Raw genomic sequence first — 16596 nt, 5'->3', positions numbered from 1 at the left:
TCTTAGCCTTACTGCAGGATCGCAACGAGCGGCGCGGCAAGCAAAGGAGCCACCGAGACGAAGTCACGAAACAGGCGCCGCTGCGGGGAATCACCGACGACGATCACGTCGTTGGCATAGATGGGGGGATCGTCGTAGGTGCCCCGTCTGATAGCACCGACATTGTACAGTCCGGCCATGTTATGCCCTTCAACGGTGCGCAGGATGACGACATCGTCAAGGCGGGCAAATTCGCTTAATCCCTTGGCCGATGCTATTGCTCGCATCAACGTCATCTGGTTGGTGACGGGATAGAGTCCAGGTTCAACGACTTGGCCATCGATTGTCACAACTTGGCTGACCGAATTTTTGATGTTGATTGTGACTTCGGGATTACGAATATAACGCGCGCGTAGCGTCGCCTCGATTGCCTTCGCCAGTTCCTGTGCCGTCTTGCCGCGCGCATCAATCGTCCCGACCAGCGGCATGGCAATGCGGCCGCTGGCATCAACCTGCATCTCGCGGCTGAGGTCGGGTACGTTGAAGACATCGACTTGGATCGTGTCGAGCGGCCCAATTAGCGTCGGCCGATCCGGCACGATCAGATCCTGACGGACAGGGGCAGGCAGCACTGTGGTGTCCTGGACGACAGTCAGCCGACTGGTGGAGACGAGTGGCTCGCGCCGTGCGCATGCCGACAGGGCAGCGACAGCCAGAAGGACGGTGACGATAGTTCGCATGCGCTCAGAATATTTCCGGGAAACTGTGAGGAGCCACCTATAGACACGGTGCAGGTAAAGTCGACACATTGTTCCCCTTCACCCGGCTTGAGAGCCAGAAACCGGCAAACACTATCATCGCCATCATCATCGGGGTTCGAGCGGGATAGTCAAACACACTAGATATGACAACAAGCAACACCATCGCCGACCCGAGCCGCGCCTGCTGATACTGGCGGTCCGCCAAGTTGCGCCATACCCCGATACTAGCCCACACCCACCAGATTAGCGCCGTCGCCAGGAGTAGCAGCCCGGGAAGGCCCGCACTCAGCGCCACGTCCATAATGTCGTTATGAGCCTGGTTAAACCAGCTCGGCTTCAGCAGCGTCTCGGGTTCATGCCTACGAAACATCGAATCGAAGCTTCCCAATCCGTTGCCAGCCGGAAACGTGTCGCGGACCATCGTCCATACGGTCGGTAAGGCGCGACTACGCATGTCCTGTTCGATATCGACCGACAGGCTGCGGTCGATCGAAACCGCCCGACCCGCCGCGAGGCTGATAACGATGAATAGCGCGAAGACCGAAGCGGCGGCAGCGACGACAGCAGGAAACACCCAGCGTGGTCTGCCCCGCAGATTGCGCCGCACCCCATGCCACGATAGCAAGGCGACAATCCCGATGGCCAGTCCACCCGCGATCAGGCCCGCGCGTGACCCACTGGCTAGGATCGTCAGTGTGAACAGCAGCAGCAGACCAAGCCCGACCGGGCCTCGCCAACGCAGCGAGTGTCGCTGCGTGAATAAGCAAACCGGCACTGCCAAGCACCCGAGCGCCAAGAACAGCGCAAAGTGGTTGCGGTTCGAGAATGTCCCGCTAACCGCACCCGGACTGTCGTTGATGAGGGGATTATCGAACGCCACGCCTGAAAATTGCAGCAGGCCGACGAAAATCGATGCGACGGTCATCACTAGGACGATCCACGGCAGCCATCCCCTCTCTCGTTCGTCCAACCGAGTCACAAGGACCAGGACGGCGACAGGCACAACGAGCGCGAAGAGCGCGTTGAGGGTCGCTCCGGGCACGATTGACCAGCTTCGCACCTCTACGCCGATCGGGGTACCAATGGCGACCCGCCCGGGCAGCAGGTGCGCCAACCCCGCCGGTAACGGCAGCAACTGAAGCACGGCAAGTGCGATCGAGGCGACCAGCGCTCCCCAGATCGGGCGAGCCGATACGGTGGGCGCGCGCCGACCGAACATCGCCATCACGATCAACGCAAGAAACGCCGCCGCCCGCACGACGATCTGTCCCGCGGCATTGCCGCGCGAGGCGCCGCCGGCCAGCCACAAAACTGCCATTAGCAACCCCAGTGTGACGAAGGCTAGGCTGGGTCGAAACGGGGGACGGGATTGTCTGATAAACATTTCGATACCGATTTAGATGCGGACGACGCCGCGCGGCCTATCGCCCGGCCAGCTTGTGCAGCACAGTGCGCGTGATGATCGCGACGTCGAAGCAAAGTGATTGATGCGCTTGGTAGATGAGGTCAAGCCGCGCCTTGCGTGGGATGCAGTCACGGCAATAGACAAGATCAGTTTCTGCGGAATCGCGACATTTGCCGAGCAGCATTTCCTCGTGGCGGTGATAGTGGAGAGACGCTAGGCCGGTAATCCCGGGTGACGAGCGCAGCACATCGGCATAGAGTGCGGGGAATCGATCGGCATATTGCCGCAGCGGCGGTCGTGGGCCGACCAGACTCATATCACCAAGCAACACGTTGACGAGTTGCGGCAGTTCGTCAAGCCGGGTCTGACGCAACCGCGCGCCGGTGCGGGTCACGCGCTGCGATTTGTCCCCGCCCGATACGCCAGTGTCGCCTTCGACGACGGTCATCGTGCGAAATTTGATGAGCCGGAACGGTACCCCCGGCGCGTGCATCCGCTCCGACAGATAAAAAACTGGCTTGCCGTCAAGGACTAGAATCAGGATCGCGACGAGCGCGATCACCGGCGTCAAAATTAGGAGTAGTAAGGCGCTGACTACGATGTCGAAAAATCGCTTAGAAAATGGCATGGGCGGGTTCCGAAATAGTCCGAAGTTGTCCGAGAATTTCGCTGGGATCATGATCCGCCGGGCCGAAATCGAACATGCATTTTAGGAGAGTGCACGACAAGACGATATCCTGCCGTGCCGTTTCAGGTGCAGGCTGCCAGCGCCAAGGTATGTCCGCCGCGCGCGCCAGATCGGCCATACCGATGGGGACGGGGGCAGCGATATTGAGCACCGGCGGCAGCGTCTCGGGGCATGTCGCCAGCGCCTCGACCACGCGCAGTAGCGTTGCCGGGCCGATATAGGATCGCCGCGGTCCATCGCCGTCGGCAAACCGATCGAGGCAGAGCGGCGCTTCGAGTGTCGCGGTTGCCGCGGCCCGCATCAGCGCATCAGCACCCAGGACATTGCCGATGCGCAGGCAGCAGACCTCGATACCGCGATCCCGCCAGGGCAGGGCCGCGGCCTCCATTGCCAGCTTCGCCAGGCCGTAGGGGTTCGGATCGCGCGGCGCAGTCATCTCGGTGATCGGTGCAGAGCCGGGATCGCCATAAACCGCCGATGAAGACGCCAGCAGAACCCGCCGGCTCCCGCTAGCCGCGGCAGCCTCTAGACAAGCGGTAGCCAAGGTGACGTTCATCGCCAGATCGGCGCCCGATCCGGTGGTCGCACCCGCCAGCATTAGCAAGGCAGGAGAGGCATCGATCCGCTTGGTTAACGCCGCCAGTGCATCCCCCCCCTCGTCGAGCGACCAACGGAACCCGTCGGGTCGTGTATCAGCGTTGCCCCCTCGCCCCGACCACCAGCGCCGAGTCCGCGGCGGCACATGCTCCGCCGCCAAGCGCAGCAATCTCCCAACCCGGCCACCAGCGCCGATCACGACTAGATCCCCGGTCATGCGTCGATCAGACCGATGACGATTGCGTTGATCCGCTGCGTGCTGAACCGGGTTTCGGCAACGTGCCGCGCCGCTCGTCCAAATTGCGTCATGAGTTCGGGCGCGTCAACAAAGCGCAGACATGCCTCGGCCAGCGCCTTTGCCGACTGCGGAGGGATCAGAAACCCGGTCTCGTTATCGATCACCGTCTCGCGGCAGCCGGGCACGTCGGTGGTGACAATCGCCCGGCCCGATGCCAACGCCTCGATGGTCGATTGCGGCAGCCCTTCGCGGTAGCTGGGCAAGACGAAGACATGGCTATCTGCCAACGCGCCGACGACGTCATTGACCGGACCGTTCCAAACGATCGCGCCCTCCTCAACCCAGCGCTCGATCTCGGCCGCCGTGATCGCTCCAGGATTGCTGTCTAAGCCGCCGACCAAGCGAAATACCACGTCTGGATGCCGGGCGCGCACGATCCGCGCCGCCTCGACGAACTCGCGCACACCCTTGTCGGCGATCACCCGCGCAATCATTAGGAACCGCATTGGCCAGGGCGGCAGCGGCGCCTGCACATAATAGTCGACATCAACGCCGCACCCATCGACCACCTGCGAGGGCGTTGAGGCACGCAGAATCCCAGCGGCGCGCATCTTCTTCTCATCGTCGGCATTCTGGAACAGAACAATTGAGGCATGCCGCAAGGCTTGACGGTACAGGTTAGACACGATCAGCTGGATCGCCCGCCGCCGCCCCGCCGCCTTGCCAGTAAACGCATATCCCAGCCCGGTAATCAGCGCCACGCGCCGCGGTACGCCAGCGAGCCACGCTGCCAGCAGGCCATAGATCACCGGCTTTACCGTATAGACGAGCACCGCATCGGGGCGCGTGATGCGCATCAGTCTAAACATGGCGAGAAATCCGCCGGCATCGCCGATCGGGTTGAGTCCGTTGCGCGACAGCGGCAGTTCAGCATGGGCTGCGCCACGCGCGACCAATTGCAGGATGAAGGCATCGCCTTCAACCGAGGGAGGAGCGGCGATCGTGATGCGCCGACCCGACGAAAGCAGCTCACTAATGAGCGCGTAGTGAAACTTGTACATCATCATCGCATCCGAGCCAATGATGAGAACATGATCGCGCCGCTTTTTCATGCTGGCCGCTCCTCAGCTGTGCTTTCGTCCTCTACCCGCAATCCCCGCCCCCGTCGGATAAGCCGCATCACCCTCGCCAGCATAAACACTAGGACGCACGATAGCACCGACCAGCGCAACTGCTCGTCGAAGGCACCGTTAAGCAGCAGCAGCAGCTGATAGAGAAAGACGAAGAACACGAATCCATGGGCCGTCATCGGATATCTCGCCATTGCATTTTCTGTTTGCGACGAAAAAAACCCGAGCGCCAGCGCAATCGGCAGCGCAAAAATGCCGGCAGAATAATAATGATACTGGAACGGTGAAATTGAAAATCCGAAGTTTGAGGTCAGATAGACGCTGGCATTATTGTAAATGTTGAGATTATCGACCGAGGTCAGGAAACCTAGCCCTGCGCGCTGCGCGGAGCTAAGAAACGGCCGCGCCAACGATGCAACTAGATTGAAGTAATAGTCCGGCCCGTGAATCGAGAGGTACTGAAACACGGTTGGCCAGACCTGATCGTGCTCTTGCGATCCTTGATTGGCGATCCGACACGCTAGCGTGTCCCGCCAGACCCCGACGTCTTCCACCACTGGCTTCCCCGTCATCAGCGCGATGACGTGACTGATGAAGACGCGCCCCTGAAACGCGATGAAGAGCACGCCGCCCAACGCCGTGAGGCTGCGCCAGATATTTTTAAGATAGAAGGTCTTGGAATATATGCTGGACATGAAAAGCCCCAGCACGATTCCGCTCAACAGCGCCCCGCGCTGGATGAAGATCATACTGAGTAAAAAGAATAGGAAGAACCTTATGCCGGTGCTGACGGTCGATACCTGCACCCGATCCGACGTCGCTCCGAACACGGTGATCGCGGTCCCAATCAGCGTCATCACACTGACCAGCGCGAAAAAAATCTGACTACCAGGCGCGGTAATGCTAAGCCCCGCCTCGCGTTCGCCTGGTAGGAAGATCGCACCGTAGATCGCAAGGGCTGCGGCATCGAGCAGGATGCAGCTGACCAGCGCCAGCGTCGCGACGTCGCGCAGCCATGGAAAGTCGATGGTCCGCGGCCGCGCGACGGCCCGCAGACCAAGCATCAGACCCGTCGTATAGAGACAAAGGCAGACGATTCCGACGACGGCACCCTGCGCGTAAAGATCATCGGTGTAGAGATAGAACGGCCGAAACGTATCACACAATTCGCTGGCGATCGGTCGCACACAGAAGCTATACATTGCCACGACAACAATATATTGAGTTGGTCGAAATGGGCCTTTCAAAAACAAATATACAATTGACAAAGAACAGTAAATCGTTCCTAATAATACCCAAGTCACGTACGAAGTCATGTCGACGCTGCTCTAACTAGCGGTATCGGATCAACATACCGTTGCGACACCTGATCCTGAACAGGCCTAGGCGAATGCCGCGTTGCCTACAGATTGACAATCGTCGCTGCAAGGGACAAAAGCCGAGCACTCTCCCGTCGTCCCGAGAGGTGCTCTCTAGCGCCATCGACAAGCAGGTGTTCGCATGAGGCTGTTTGTTCGTTCGATCGACGTCGATACCGACGCGCGGCTGCGTCGCTTCATTTCCGCGCTGCGTCAGCGCAGCCGGCCTTATTTTATCACATACTGGCATCGTCGCGATGAGCCTCCGACAAACGATCCTTTCCGCGTTCCATTCTGCCACGCCGCGCCGATCGGTGCGCGATGGCGGAATGCCGTCGGACTGGCGATGTGGAACCTCCATATCGCGCGAACTATCTGGCGATACCGCCGCTCTCTGACCAGCGTGCAAGCAATCGATTTGGACTGCGCGCTTACCGCCGGCTGCTGTTGCTTCCTACTAGGTATTCCGTTCATTTTCGACATCTACGACAGTTATCCCGATTCCCGGAGCATGCATGGCGTCGTCGCCACAGCCGCCCGGCGGATAGAGGGATGGCTGGCGAAGCGCGCTGCGCTGACGATCATCGCCGATGCCGGTCGTCGGCGACAGCATGGTATCGCCGACGATGTCGATGTGATGGTTGTCGAGAATGTGCCCGCAACTGACTGGTCGCAGACCCTCATGCCGGACCTAGTTCCAGGAAGGCCAATTGTCCTGGGATATCTGGGAAATCTGGAAACGCGGCATCGCGGATTGGAGGATGTTTTAACCTTGGTCGCAGGCGACGATCGCTATCGCCTGCTGATTGCAGGGACAGGGGCGCTGGAACAGACGGTCCGACAAGCCGCCAACGCTTGCGATCGCATCGTATTCTTCGGGCCTGTCGAGCATCATGACGGCATGGCCCTCATGGCTCGATGCCACATCCTGCTTGGTCTATATTATCTCTCAGTTCCAAATCATCGCTATGCCGCACCGAACAAATATTACGAACACCTTATTCTCGGTCGTCCGCTACTTACAACACGAAGCACCCCGCCCGGCAACCGAGTAAGACAGCATGAGACGGGCTGGGCAGTTGACGACGGCGCCGCATCAATCGAAGCCTGTTTGGGAGATCTCGTTGACGACCACGCTGCAATCGTCACCGCGGGAGCACGCGCACGTGCGCTGTGGGACAGAAATTATGCCAATTATGTCTCGACCGTTATCGATGTCCAGTATGTCGACAGCGCAGCGGCAATCGAAAGCGGAGCGATAATCTGATCCCGCCGGCCTGACGCACTTTGTGCCCCGGCGAAGGCCGGAGCCCTGAACTTCGAAGCCCTTATGCTCGCCAGCGTTCTGACCTTCGCCTGGACGCTGCACTGCTTCGAAAGCGGGGGCTATTGACCTGAGTCCTTCGGATTGGTCTATTTTTGTGAAAATTTCCGGATAGAGCATTTTTCGGCCGACCTGGACCAAATAGGGATTCACACGGACGCGCTGATCTGATCCACGGTGCTGGCTGAGTGAGGCCGGAATGGATGGGCAGTCGTTATCGATAGACCTTATATCACGAACGATGGCTGCGGTTGATGAAGGAATGAGTTGCCGGGCTGTGGCTATGCCGCCAAGCCGCAGGGCGGGAACACGCGGTCGCGGCGGATCGAGGTGCATTGGGAGACGGCGCTAGCATTGCACGAAGCGCGGCGCGACATCACGCTGGACGAGCTGCGTCGCGAGCTGGGCGTGACGGTGGTGCGGCGGTATCGCTGACCGGTACGGGCAACGGTCCCGCCGCACGCATTGCGGCAAAGAGCGGCGCGGAATGAGCTGCTGCTCGACTGCGCGGTAGCGTCGGCTGCCCTCGATCCACATGTCTCAGGCCTACATCCGGTCGCGCAATTCCGCCAGTACGCAGAACTCGAAGGTGTCCGGCGATCGAGGCCGGCACGGTTGATCCGTCGACGCCATGTTGCCCGGACGAAGCCAAATCGGCCCGTCGACGCTCCAAATCGACGACATCATGATTGCGTCAGGAAGCGGCCGGCGAGCGACGCAGAGAAGGAATTTTAGCGCATCGGCCTTTCCTCAGCTCGACGGTTTAGTCCGGTATATCCAGTCTTGGCTTCAACCAGCAGGTTGCGGACTGCAGTTTCATCCGCCTCGATACAAGCCTGTTCGAGCCGATCTAGGATATCGGCAAGGGTCGCAAGCGGAAGAAATTCTTCCGTAGCGCGCATAATACGCGGATGCTCGGTACCACGGGCGTCGGCGCTGATAAGCAGTTCTTCGTAAAGCTTCTCGCCCGGTCTCAGACTAGTAAACACGATTTCAATCAGTGGGCGCGGATCGTCGGGAGCAGCCGCCTCACCCGCGATGACCGGCTGAAATCCGCTCAGTCTGGCAAGCCGTTGGGCGAGTTCGGCAATACGAACCGGCTCACCCATATCGAGCAGAAAGACATCCCCCCCCTCGGCAATAGCCGAGGCCTGGACCACCAGCTGCGCGGCCTCGGGGATTGTCATGAAATAGCGTGTCACTTCTCGATGGGTCACGGTGATCGGCCCGCCGGTGTCGATCTGTCGCCGGAAGGCAGGAATGACCGAGCCAGACGAGCCGAGGACGTTGCCGAAGCGCACCATTGCGATCCGGATGTCGGGACAACTGACCGCATGGGCCTGGCAGATCAGTTCAGCTAAACGCTTCGACGCCCCCATCACATTGGGCGGCCGAACTGCCTTGTCAGTCGAGATCAAGGTGAAGTTGGTCACCCCGGCGGCAATCGCGGCCTGCAATGTGGCCATCGTCCCGAAGACATTGTTGCGGATTCCTTCAACAACATTGTGCTCGACCAGAGGCACATGCTTATAAGCAGCGGCGTGGAATACGGTCGTCACACCATGGCTCCGCATCAGCGCTTCCATCCGTTCGCGATCGCGAACCGATCCGAGTGCGGTTACGATCTTAATCCGCTTTCCGTCAAGAAGTCGTTGGAGATCCTGATCGATGCTATAAAGTGCAAATTCTGAGGAATCGAAGAGCACCAGTACCGACGGGGAAAATCGGATGATCTGCCGACATAATTCGCTCCCTATCGACCCGCCAGCGCCGGTTATCATGATCGCATGGCCATCAAGGCTGGCTACCAACAGGTCGTCGAGGGGGGATACCGCATCGCGACCCAGCAGGTCTTCAGTAGATATTTCGGCAATGTCATTGAGCTTGGCGCGACCGGCGACAATGTCAGCCATGCCAGGCATGGTCTGGATGTGCAGGGGCAGTGGTTCCAAGCGCTTGAGAATAGCGGCCTTGTTCGATGCACTTATGCTCGGCATCGCCAGCAGAACAATTTTCGCGCCGCGCCGCGCCGCCAGTTCCCCGATCCTGTCGCTAGGATAAACGATGCTGCCGGCGATGGTGCGCATGTGCATGCGCGGATCATCGTCGACGAAAGCGATGGGGGCATAGTCCGGTCCTTCGCGTAACGACCCAGCAAGCTGCCGTCCCGATTGGCCCGCACCATAGATAATGACCGGCACCTTGTTCGACGCTTGCTGCCAAAGTATCAACGACCTCGTGAAATATCGACTGCCCGCAACGATCAAGAACGCGGTCAGGCCGTATATCAATGGCACTGACCGTGGCAACGAAACCGTCAGCAACCACGCACAGATTGGCAGGGATACTGCGGAAATACATATAGCGATCGCGATGGAACGAACTTCCGAGACACTTACATATCGAAATACCGTCCTGTAAAGACCCATCTTATGAAAAGACAACAAAGCTACGGGTATAAGGACTATCAATAGAAAAAAGGTGCCACGATACTCTGCGAAGGTATTGGTATCGAGACGAAGATACATCGCTATAATAAAACTAATCGTAACAAAAGTAGCATCGGCTAACCTCTTTAGCCCCCCCTTCATTGCTACATGAAGATCGTCAATTCGCTGCAACCCAACGTCGAATGATCTTTTCACGTCCGTTCTCTACTTTCAGGCAGAAGAAGCGTTTCGCTTCTTCGATTTTACGGCGATCGCGGAGACCCCCCGCCCCCCCAAGAGGTGACGCAGATAAAGCGCACCGGCAAGATTCACCATGAAGTTACTCGACGTATCGGCGATCGCGGCCCCCTCGATGCCGAGCCGCGGAATAAGGACGAGATCGAGCACCACATTAAGTAGGATTACAGCCGCCGCAATCCCGGCCGCCTGCCACGCCCGACCGATCATCCCTAGTGCCAGTCCGACAAAACCAGTCGTTGCGTACAGCATTTTTCCCAACACTAAAATATGCATTGCGGGAATAGCGGAAATATAGTCGGAACCGAACATCGTAGTGACAACCCAGTCGCCAGCGAACAGCACGACCAACATCATCGGTGCCATCAGTGCGAGACCAATCCTGTGCGCATCGATCAGGATTGCGCGGAGCCGGTCGGGATCGCCCTCCGCGCGGGCTAGATGGGGTCCGATCACGGTCGAAATCGCAAACAACAGGACGCTGACGCTTTCTGCGACCTGCGCAGCCGTTCTATAAAGGCCGACGGGAGTGCCGGGTGTCAGGATCCCCAACAGGATCGTATCCGTCTGGTACCCCACGGTCTGGGCACCGGCCAACAGGAGAAACGGCAGCCCCAAGCGTAAAGAAGCCGGGATCTGCCAGACGATCGCCTCCTGCTCCACGCAATTGGGCATGTTATGCCTCAATAGCATGGCCGAAATGACCAACGCCGAAACCGCGGCGACGGCATGAATGGCCAAGGCCGCGCGTGGATCGAGCGCGGCGCCGAACGCCATTGAGACACCGATAAAGCCGAGCAGAAACCATGGCCGCAGCGTCTCGTCCGCCATAAGGCTGAACGAGACGGACCCAAGCCCGCGTAGGGCACCCCCGATCACGCTGCCGAGCGCCACTGCTATGACCAGGACTATAACTAGCCCCCCCATGTCCGATCGGCTCGATCCGGTCAGGCCGGAAATCAAAGCCCATCCCGCGCTTACCAGGAACGATGTCATCGCCACCACGATCAAGGCGCTAGCGATGCGGCCTTTAGTTTCAACGAGATGGCCGGTCTGAAGATCGACCGCCAGCCGTCTGACCAACAAGGTGGGAATTCCCCACTGGCCTAAAATTACCAGAACTTGGACGACCGCGACAATGAATGCATAGGTGCCGAGTGCCGCTGGGCCGAGTGCGCGAGCGAGCACAACGCCGACACCAAATTGAGCGATAACGTAACCAGCTTTCAAGATCATGGCCGCAACACCTCCGCGGATCATGCTGCTGCCGCCCCCTGCCTGCACGAAGGCCGGCAGCCGGCTAGCAACCGACCGCCAATTTGGGCTGGTCACGCGGTCCCTGCTTTCATACGCGCATCAGCCCATTCCTCGATCGCGTGAATTATCCGGCCGACAGCCTTGCCGTCACCATAAGGATTGTGCGCCAAACTCATACGATCGTAAGCGGTTTTGTCATCAAGAAGCTCGTCGACAGCCCCGACGATGGTCTTGACGTCCGTGCCGACAAGACGAACTGTCCCGGCAGCGACTGCCTCAGGTCGCTCCGTGTTGTCCCGCATGACGAGGACGGGCTTTCCAAGCGAAGGGCCTTCCTCTTGCACACCGCCAGAGTCGGTTAGGATGATTGTCGCTCGCCTCATTAAATCGACGAAACTGGGATAATCTTGCGGCGGCAGCAACACTACATTTTTCAGTCCACCCAGCTTCTCCATCACTGGTCCCTTGACCTTCGGGTTGAGGTGGACCGGATAGACTATGGCGATATCCGGGCGCCGTGCGATTTTCGACAAGGCGTCGCAGATCCGATCGAACCCGCCGCCAAAGCTCTCTCGTCGATGTCCGGTAACGAGGATTATGCGGCGATCCTCAATTGCCGACAACGTTGGGTAGGTCGGCGCGATCTCGCCACGCTCCAGCAGGTCAACGATATAAAATAGCGAATCGATAACTGTGTTGCCTGTTACATATATACTATCGTTTGCAACGTTTTCCCGAACCAAATTATCACGGGTCGCCGATGTCGGCGAGAAATGTAGTGTCGCTAGCACGCCCGTAACGCGACGATTAGCCTCTTCCGGCCAAGGCGATAAGATATTACCGGTCCGCAATCCAGCCTCGACATGACCTATCGGAATTTGAGCATGAAGAGACGCTATGCTTGTCGCTAAAGTAGTTGTTGTATCACCGTGTACCAAAACTAGATCTGGAGCAAATTCGGATAGCACGGATCCGAGACCCGATATGATCCGAGATGCAATGCCGTCCAGCGTCTGACCGGCAGTCATGACATTCAGATCATAGTCTGGAACAACGGAAAACAGATCAAGAACTTGATCTAGCATCTCGCGATGTTGAGCAGTCACACAAACCCTTGCATCAAATCGCTCCGACGCTTGTAGTGTCTTGACAAGACGCGCCATTTTAACCGCTTCTGGCCTTGTCCCAAAAACAGATAGAACTCTAATAGTATTAGACATTTGGAATCCCAGCGCTTTTAGAAAATATTGGAAGTCAAATTTCTCAGAGTACTAGCTACGCTATCCGATAAATTCCAAACCATATATCACTGGTGATCGACATGTCTACAGGTCGACGCATCTACGCCACGATGCCACGCCGTTCGGCCGCCTTGGCGGCGACCAGCGGACGCCACCACGCCTCGTTGTCGAGATACCAGCGCACCGTCTTCTCGATCCCCGTCTCGAACGTCTCGGCGGGCGTCCAGCCGAGTTCGTCACCGATCCGCGCGGCGTCGATCGCATAGCGCTTGTCGTGGCCGGGGCGGTCGGCGACCGAGGTGATCTGATCCGTATAGGGCTTACCGTCGGCACGCGGGCGCAGAGAGCGACCTTCACCTTCCTTCATGCTTTGCCAACCTGAAATATTCGGGGAAAGCTTATTCAGCAGCCATAACGATAACTCTGGCAATACTTGCTGCAGTTTCACTCCAGCGCAGCCGATCCGCCTTGACGATGTTGTGGCACTGGATCGCATCGAGAAGTGGGTCGTCCCGGTCAACGGTCGCGCACGCCGCTTCGATTGAGGTCGTCCAGCCGAGGGGATCGTTACCGTTGACGAATTGCACCAAACTGCCCTCGGCCACCTCGACCATCGCGCCCGCGTTCGAGCTGAGGCATAATGCCCCTGCCCGCAGCCCTTCTATCAAGGGCAGCCCGAACCCTTCATAAAGCGATGGCATCGCCAGGATCGCGCTGTCGGCATACAGCTCAGCGAGCACAGCGTTGGGCAGGTCGCGCAAGACCTCGGTGCGCGGAACGTCCGCGACCAGTCGTTCGATGTCGATGGACGATCGCAAGGCGGAGCCTGGCGATACAACGGTTAGAGTCCAGTGGTCGGCGACTTTCGCCCGCCGCCAAGCCTCCAGCAACAGTGCGAAGTTCTTGTGCTTCTTGGACGCAGCAACGACCATCACGCGACGAGGTCGGGCTGCAATCGGTTTGAGCGCACCGTAATTAAGGTGGTCGCCCCCTAATTGTATCGCCTCTCCATACCGTGGCGCCCCAATCATATCGGCGAACGCGGCCTGGGTGAAACGGCTGACGAACATCACGGCGCGCGCATCGCGGCGCACCTTGGCGAAGGTCTGCCGAGCCAACATCCGCTTGGGGCGCGACGACGGCAGATATTCGGGCATGAGATGCAGCATGTCGTGCACGGTAGCGACGAACCGCCCACGCCAGCGAAGCGGCACCCAGTAATTGGTGAACCAGGTCAGATCATATCCATCGGCATAGGCAGACAGGCGCCATTGTTCCGCGGCGGAGAAAGGCGTGACCGGACAGGGTCGGACGGCAAGGTTCGCATGACCGGCGAAGACCTGCTCCGCCTGTGCGACATCATCGGGGCCGACTAGAACGTCGATGCTCCACTCGGGATGCATGCCGGCGATACGCGGCACGGTATTGGTGACGACGCGACCGATACCATGCCCCCAGCCGACGCGGGCATCGACGAGCAGTTTCATCGACGTCGCGCCGGAACCGGCGACCGATTGCTCTTGGTCAAATCGTAAGCCCGCTTGGATTTATGATCCCGATCGATATCGACCGCAGCAAGGGCGAGGCCGGCAACGATCCAGGGATAGGCGAAGTTAAGCTGAACGCCGTAGATTGCCGCGACGATTGGATAGCTGCCGAGAAGAACGATCCACGGCCTCGTCCGCCACGCGGCGACGATCGGATAGGCATAGACCCACATGACGAAGATGGTCAGCGGTACGCCGAGCTCAGCACAATAACCGAGCAGCCCGAGTCCGTGCAGATCCCATCCTTCGACGCGCGGCATCCCCTGCAGGATCGAAGGATCGTTGCGTACCAGCGAGTAATTGCCGACGCCAATTCCCAGGATCGGGTGTGCCAGCACCATACGAGGCAGTAGAATCGCTGCGGCGATCCGTCCCATGATGAGGTTGCTGTCGTCGGGGCGTTCGCTGACTGCCGCATTGAAATTCGACATGCTGTCGTAATAGCCGCCGATCCCCTGCAGCACGCCGCTGGCGATGATGACGGGCATGGCGAGGACAGCCAGCAGGAAAATCGTCTTTATGCGTCGAACGCGAATGAAATAGGGGATCATCACCGTCACGACCAGCAGCGCAGATGCCTTGGACTGCGCTCCGATCAGGGCAACGGAAAGCAAAGCAATACCGGCGTAGAACGAATAACGCGATACGTAGCCCAGATAGGGACCGCGGATGATCTGTATGATGATCGCTCCGACCAGATAGATGCCGAACGGTCCGCCTTCGATAAAGAACCCCCGCATCCGGACCGTACTTTGAACGATGACGCCAGGCAGTTCGATGCCGATGAAATGCGCCATCATAGACACGATGCCCCAAATGGCGCCGACATAGGCGCACCAGACATAGGCGGTCAGCAACTTGCGAAACGCATCTGGCCCCTGACGGGCGGCCAGCGCCACGATGAACAGCGAACTCACCGACAACATCACCTGGATCATCCGGGCGAAAGTGGCGAAGGGCGGCTGCTTGATCGCGCTTATGCCATAAGGCGGATAGAAGGTGAGACGAAGCGACAGTGCCGATCCGATGAAAATTAAAACGAACATCCACACGAACTTCATCTTCATCGCATCGATCGGGCCGGGTGCGCGCAGATTGACCTGCCGGTGCGGCATCAGCAGCGACAGGAGCATCGCGGCCAGCACGACCACTTCGACGCTCTGGATGTCGGCCAGTTTGATATTGGTGAAACCGGATAACGCGCACACGACAACCGCCAGGAATACCGGCATCGCCGCCTGATCCGCGCGAGGAATGATGTCGCTCACCGGAGGACGCGGGGAAAATGTCTGGGCCATCAGAATGCTGTCATGTACTGAAAAGAAGGATGGCCGATCTGTCGAAGGATCGAACTTGATGGGATTATGCCATCGACTTCCCTCATGGTCCATCCGCTAGGCATCTGACCGGCAACGGGGACGGAGATGGGGATGGGCATCGGATTAAAAATTGTCTGCATCCGTCGATCAGTTCTTCAAACCGGATACGATACCTTGTCGCCACATAGCTAGTTGGCGCGGTTTCATTCGCCCACGTACGACGTTGAGCACCGCTTTCGCAAAAGACATCGGCAATGCAAATCCCAACGCAGCTGTCCCGAAATGCTTGCGCACGAAGAGCATATGCCCGCGATTGAAATGATAGATCGAAAAATCGCTGAACGATCCCCCCGTCGAGACGCTGACCTTGTGGTGGCATTCCAAACCGGTATCGGTGACGATCCGCAGCCCATGTTCGCGCAAGTTCATGCAGAGGTCGGCATCCTCCCAATAGACGAAAAAGCGATCATCGAAGCCCGGCACCACATCGAACGCATCCATGCGAAAGATGAGGCAACAGCCGGGGGCAAAGGCTGTAGGCAGAACGGCGCCGCGTGCGGTAGGCAAAGCCGTGAGCGGATCGCCGATCCCATCGTGGAACGGGATCATCCCCCGGTTCCAGCGATAGGAGCCCGTCGCGAACCATAATCGCCCAGGCTCGTCGAACAACGTGATGAGCGGCGAGAGTCCCACCGCACCACTTGCGTCCAGCGCCGTCATCATGCCTCCGATTAGATCGGAACCGAATTCGACGTCGTTGTTGATGAAGGTGACGTAGCGGGCGCCACGTTCGCGCGCGATGGCTATGCCTTGGTTGCAGGCTCGGCCGAACCCGACGTTCTCGTCATTCAACAGTAGCCGGAGGTTGGGCAGATTGAGGCGACGCAGATAGTCTGGCGTGCCATCGGTCGACGCGTTGTCGATCACTAGAATTTCAAAATCGGAACTCTGCTGAGCCTGAAGGCACGCGAAGAATGCGGGCAGAATGTCATGCGCCAGCGAGTTGTAGGTAATGGTGACGAGGAGGTTCATCAGCAGCCTTCAGTGTCGATCCATGCATAGGAG

13 protein-coding genes and 3 pseudogenes are annotated in these 16596 nt (G+C 58.7%); 2 read left to right on the top strand and 14 right to left on the bottom strand.

Translation table 11 applies throughout. The features are described from left to right. Positions 1 to 8: 8 nt before the first annotated feature. From NF699_00175 to NF699_00150, 6 genes are all read right to left on the bottom strand, one after another. Positions 9 to 719, bottom strand: coding sequence for a polysaccharide export protein (locus tag NF699_00175; GenBank protein ID USU03348.1), 711 nt, complete (start codon positions 717 to 719; stop codon positions 9 to 11). A gap of 37 nt (positions 720 to 756) precedes the next feature. Continuing rightward, positions 757 to 2058: an O-antigen ligase family protein gene (locus NF699_00170; GenBank protein USU03347.1), complete on the bottom strand. Its 1302-nt coding sequence runs from the start codon at positions 2056 to 2058 to the stop codon at positions 757 to 759. Between the two features lie 103 nt (positions 2059 to 2161). Next, positions 2162 to 2773 carry a sugar transferase gene (locus tag NF699_00165; protein ID USU03346.1) on the bottom strand — a complete coding sequence of 204 codons (612 nt, stop codon included), beginning with the start codon at positions 2771 to 2773 and terminating at the stop codon, positions 2162 to 2164. Then, positions 2760 to 3647, bottom strand: a complete 888-nt coding sequence (locus NF699_00160; protein ID USU03406.1) for an NAD-dependent epimerase/dehydratase — start codon at positions 3645 to 3647, stop codon at positions 2760 to 2762. Before NF699_00160 ends, NF699_00165 begins: the two co-directional genes overlap by 14 nt. Beyond that, on the bottom strand, positions 3644 to 4780 hold the full coding sequence (locus NF699_00155; GenBank protein ID USU03405.1) for a glycosyltransferase family 4 protein: 1137 nt from the start codon (positions 4778 to 4780) through the stop codon (positions 3644 to 3646). Before NF699_00155 ends, NF699_00160 begins: the two co-directional genes overlap by 4 nt. Beyond that, positions 4777 to 6006: a hypothetical protein gene (locus NF699_00150; protein ID USU03404.1), complete on the bottom strand. Its 1230-nt coding sequence runs from the start codon at positions 6004 to 6006 to the stop codon at positions 4777 to 4779. Before NF699_00150 ends, NF699_00155 begins: the two co-directional genes overlap by 4 nt. Positions 6007 to 6298: 292 nt before the next feature. Here NF699_00150 and NF699_00145 point away from each other — a divergent pair, with 292 nt between their 5' ends. Both NF699_00145 and NF699_00140 read left to right on the top strand, forming a co-directional pair. Then, positions 6299 to 7423 (top strand): glycosyltransferase, encoded by a 1125-nt coding sequence (locus tag NF699_00145; GenBank protein USU03403.1) that lies wholly within the window; start codon positions 6299 to 6301, stop codon positions 7421 to 7423. Positions 7424 to 7679: 256 nt separating this feature from the next. Beyond that, positions 7680 to 7897: pseudogene (locus tag NF699_00140) on the top strand (IS630 family transposase). A 4-nt stretch (positions 7898 to 7901) separates the two neighbouring features. Here NF699_00140 and NF699_00135 read toward each other — a convergent pair. From NF699_00135 to NF699_00100, 8 genes and pseudogenes are all read right to left on the bottom strand, one after another. Further along, a pseudogene (locus tag NF699_00135) lies at positions 7902 to 8130 on the bottom strand (hypothetical protein). 81 nt (positions 8131 to 8211) lie between these two features. Continuing rightward, complete coding sequence (locus NF699_00130) at positions 8212 to 10125, bottom strand: polysaccharide biosynthesis protein (protein USU03402.1); 1914 nt, start codon at positions 10123 to 10125, stop codon at positions 8212 to 8214. 15 nt (positions 10126 to 10140) lie between these two features. Continuing rightward, positions 10141 to 11499 (bottom strand): oligosaccharide flippase family protein, encoded by a 1359-nt coding sequence (locus NF699_00125; GenBank protein ID USU03401.1) that lies wholly within the window; start codon positions 11497 to 11499, stop codon positions 10141 to 10143. After that, positions 11496 to 12644, bottom strand: a complete 1149-nt coding sequence (gene wecB, locus NF699_00120; protein ID USU03400.1) for a UDP-N-acetylglucosamine 2-epimerase (non-hydrolyzing) — start codon at positions 12642 to 12644, stop codon at positions 11496 to 11498. Before wecB ends, NF699_00125 begins: the two co-directional genes overlap by 4 nt. 121 nt (positions 12645 to 12765) lie before the next feature. Further along, positions 12766 to 13008 (bottom strand): annotated as a pseudogene (locus tag NF699_00115) (GDP-mannose 4,6-dehydratase). Positions 13009 to 13063: 55 nt separating this feature from the next. After that, a complete protein-coding gene (locus NF699_00110; GenBank protein ID USU03399.1) occupies positions 13064 to 14152 on the bottom strand; it encodes a glycosyltransferase in 1089 nt (362 codons plus the stop codon). Further along, complete coding sequence (locus NF699_00105; GenBank protein ID USU03398.1) at positions 14149 to 15603, bottom strand: O-antigen ligase family protein; 1455 nt, start codon at positions 15601 to 15603, stop codon at positions 14149 to 14151. Before NF699_00105 ends, NF699_00110 begins: the two co-directional genes overlap by 4 nt. A 75-nt stretch (positions 15604 to 15678) precedes the next feature. Beyond that, positions 15679 to 16563, bottom strand: a complete 885-nt coding sequence (locus tag NF699_00100) for a glycosyltransferase family 2 protein (protein USU03397.1) — start codon at positions 16561 to 16563, stop codon at positions 15679 to 15681. Positions 16564 to 16596: the final 33 nt, after the last annotated feature.

It is taken from the genome of Sphingomonadaceae bacterium OTU29LAMAA1 (assembly GCA_024072375.1).
Classification (GTDB): Bacteria; Pseudomonadota; Alphaproteobacteria; order Sphingomonadales; family Sphingomonadaceae; genus Sphingomonas.
The sequence above is the reverse complement of the archived record's forward strand: the minus strand, read 5'-3'. Positions and strand labels throughout refer to the sequence as shown.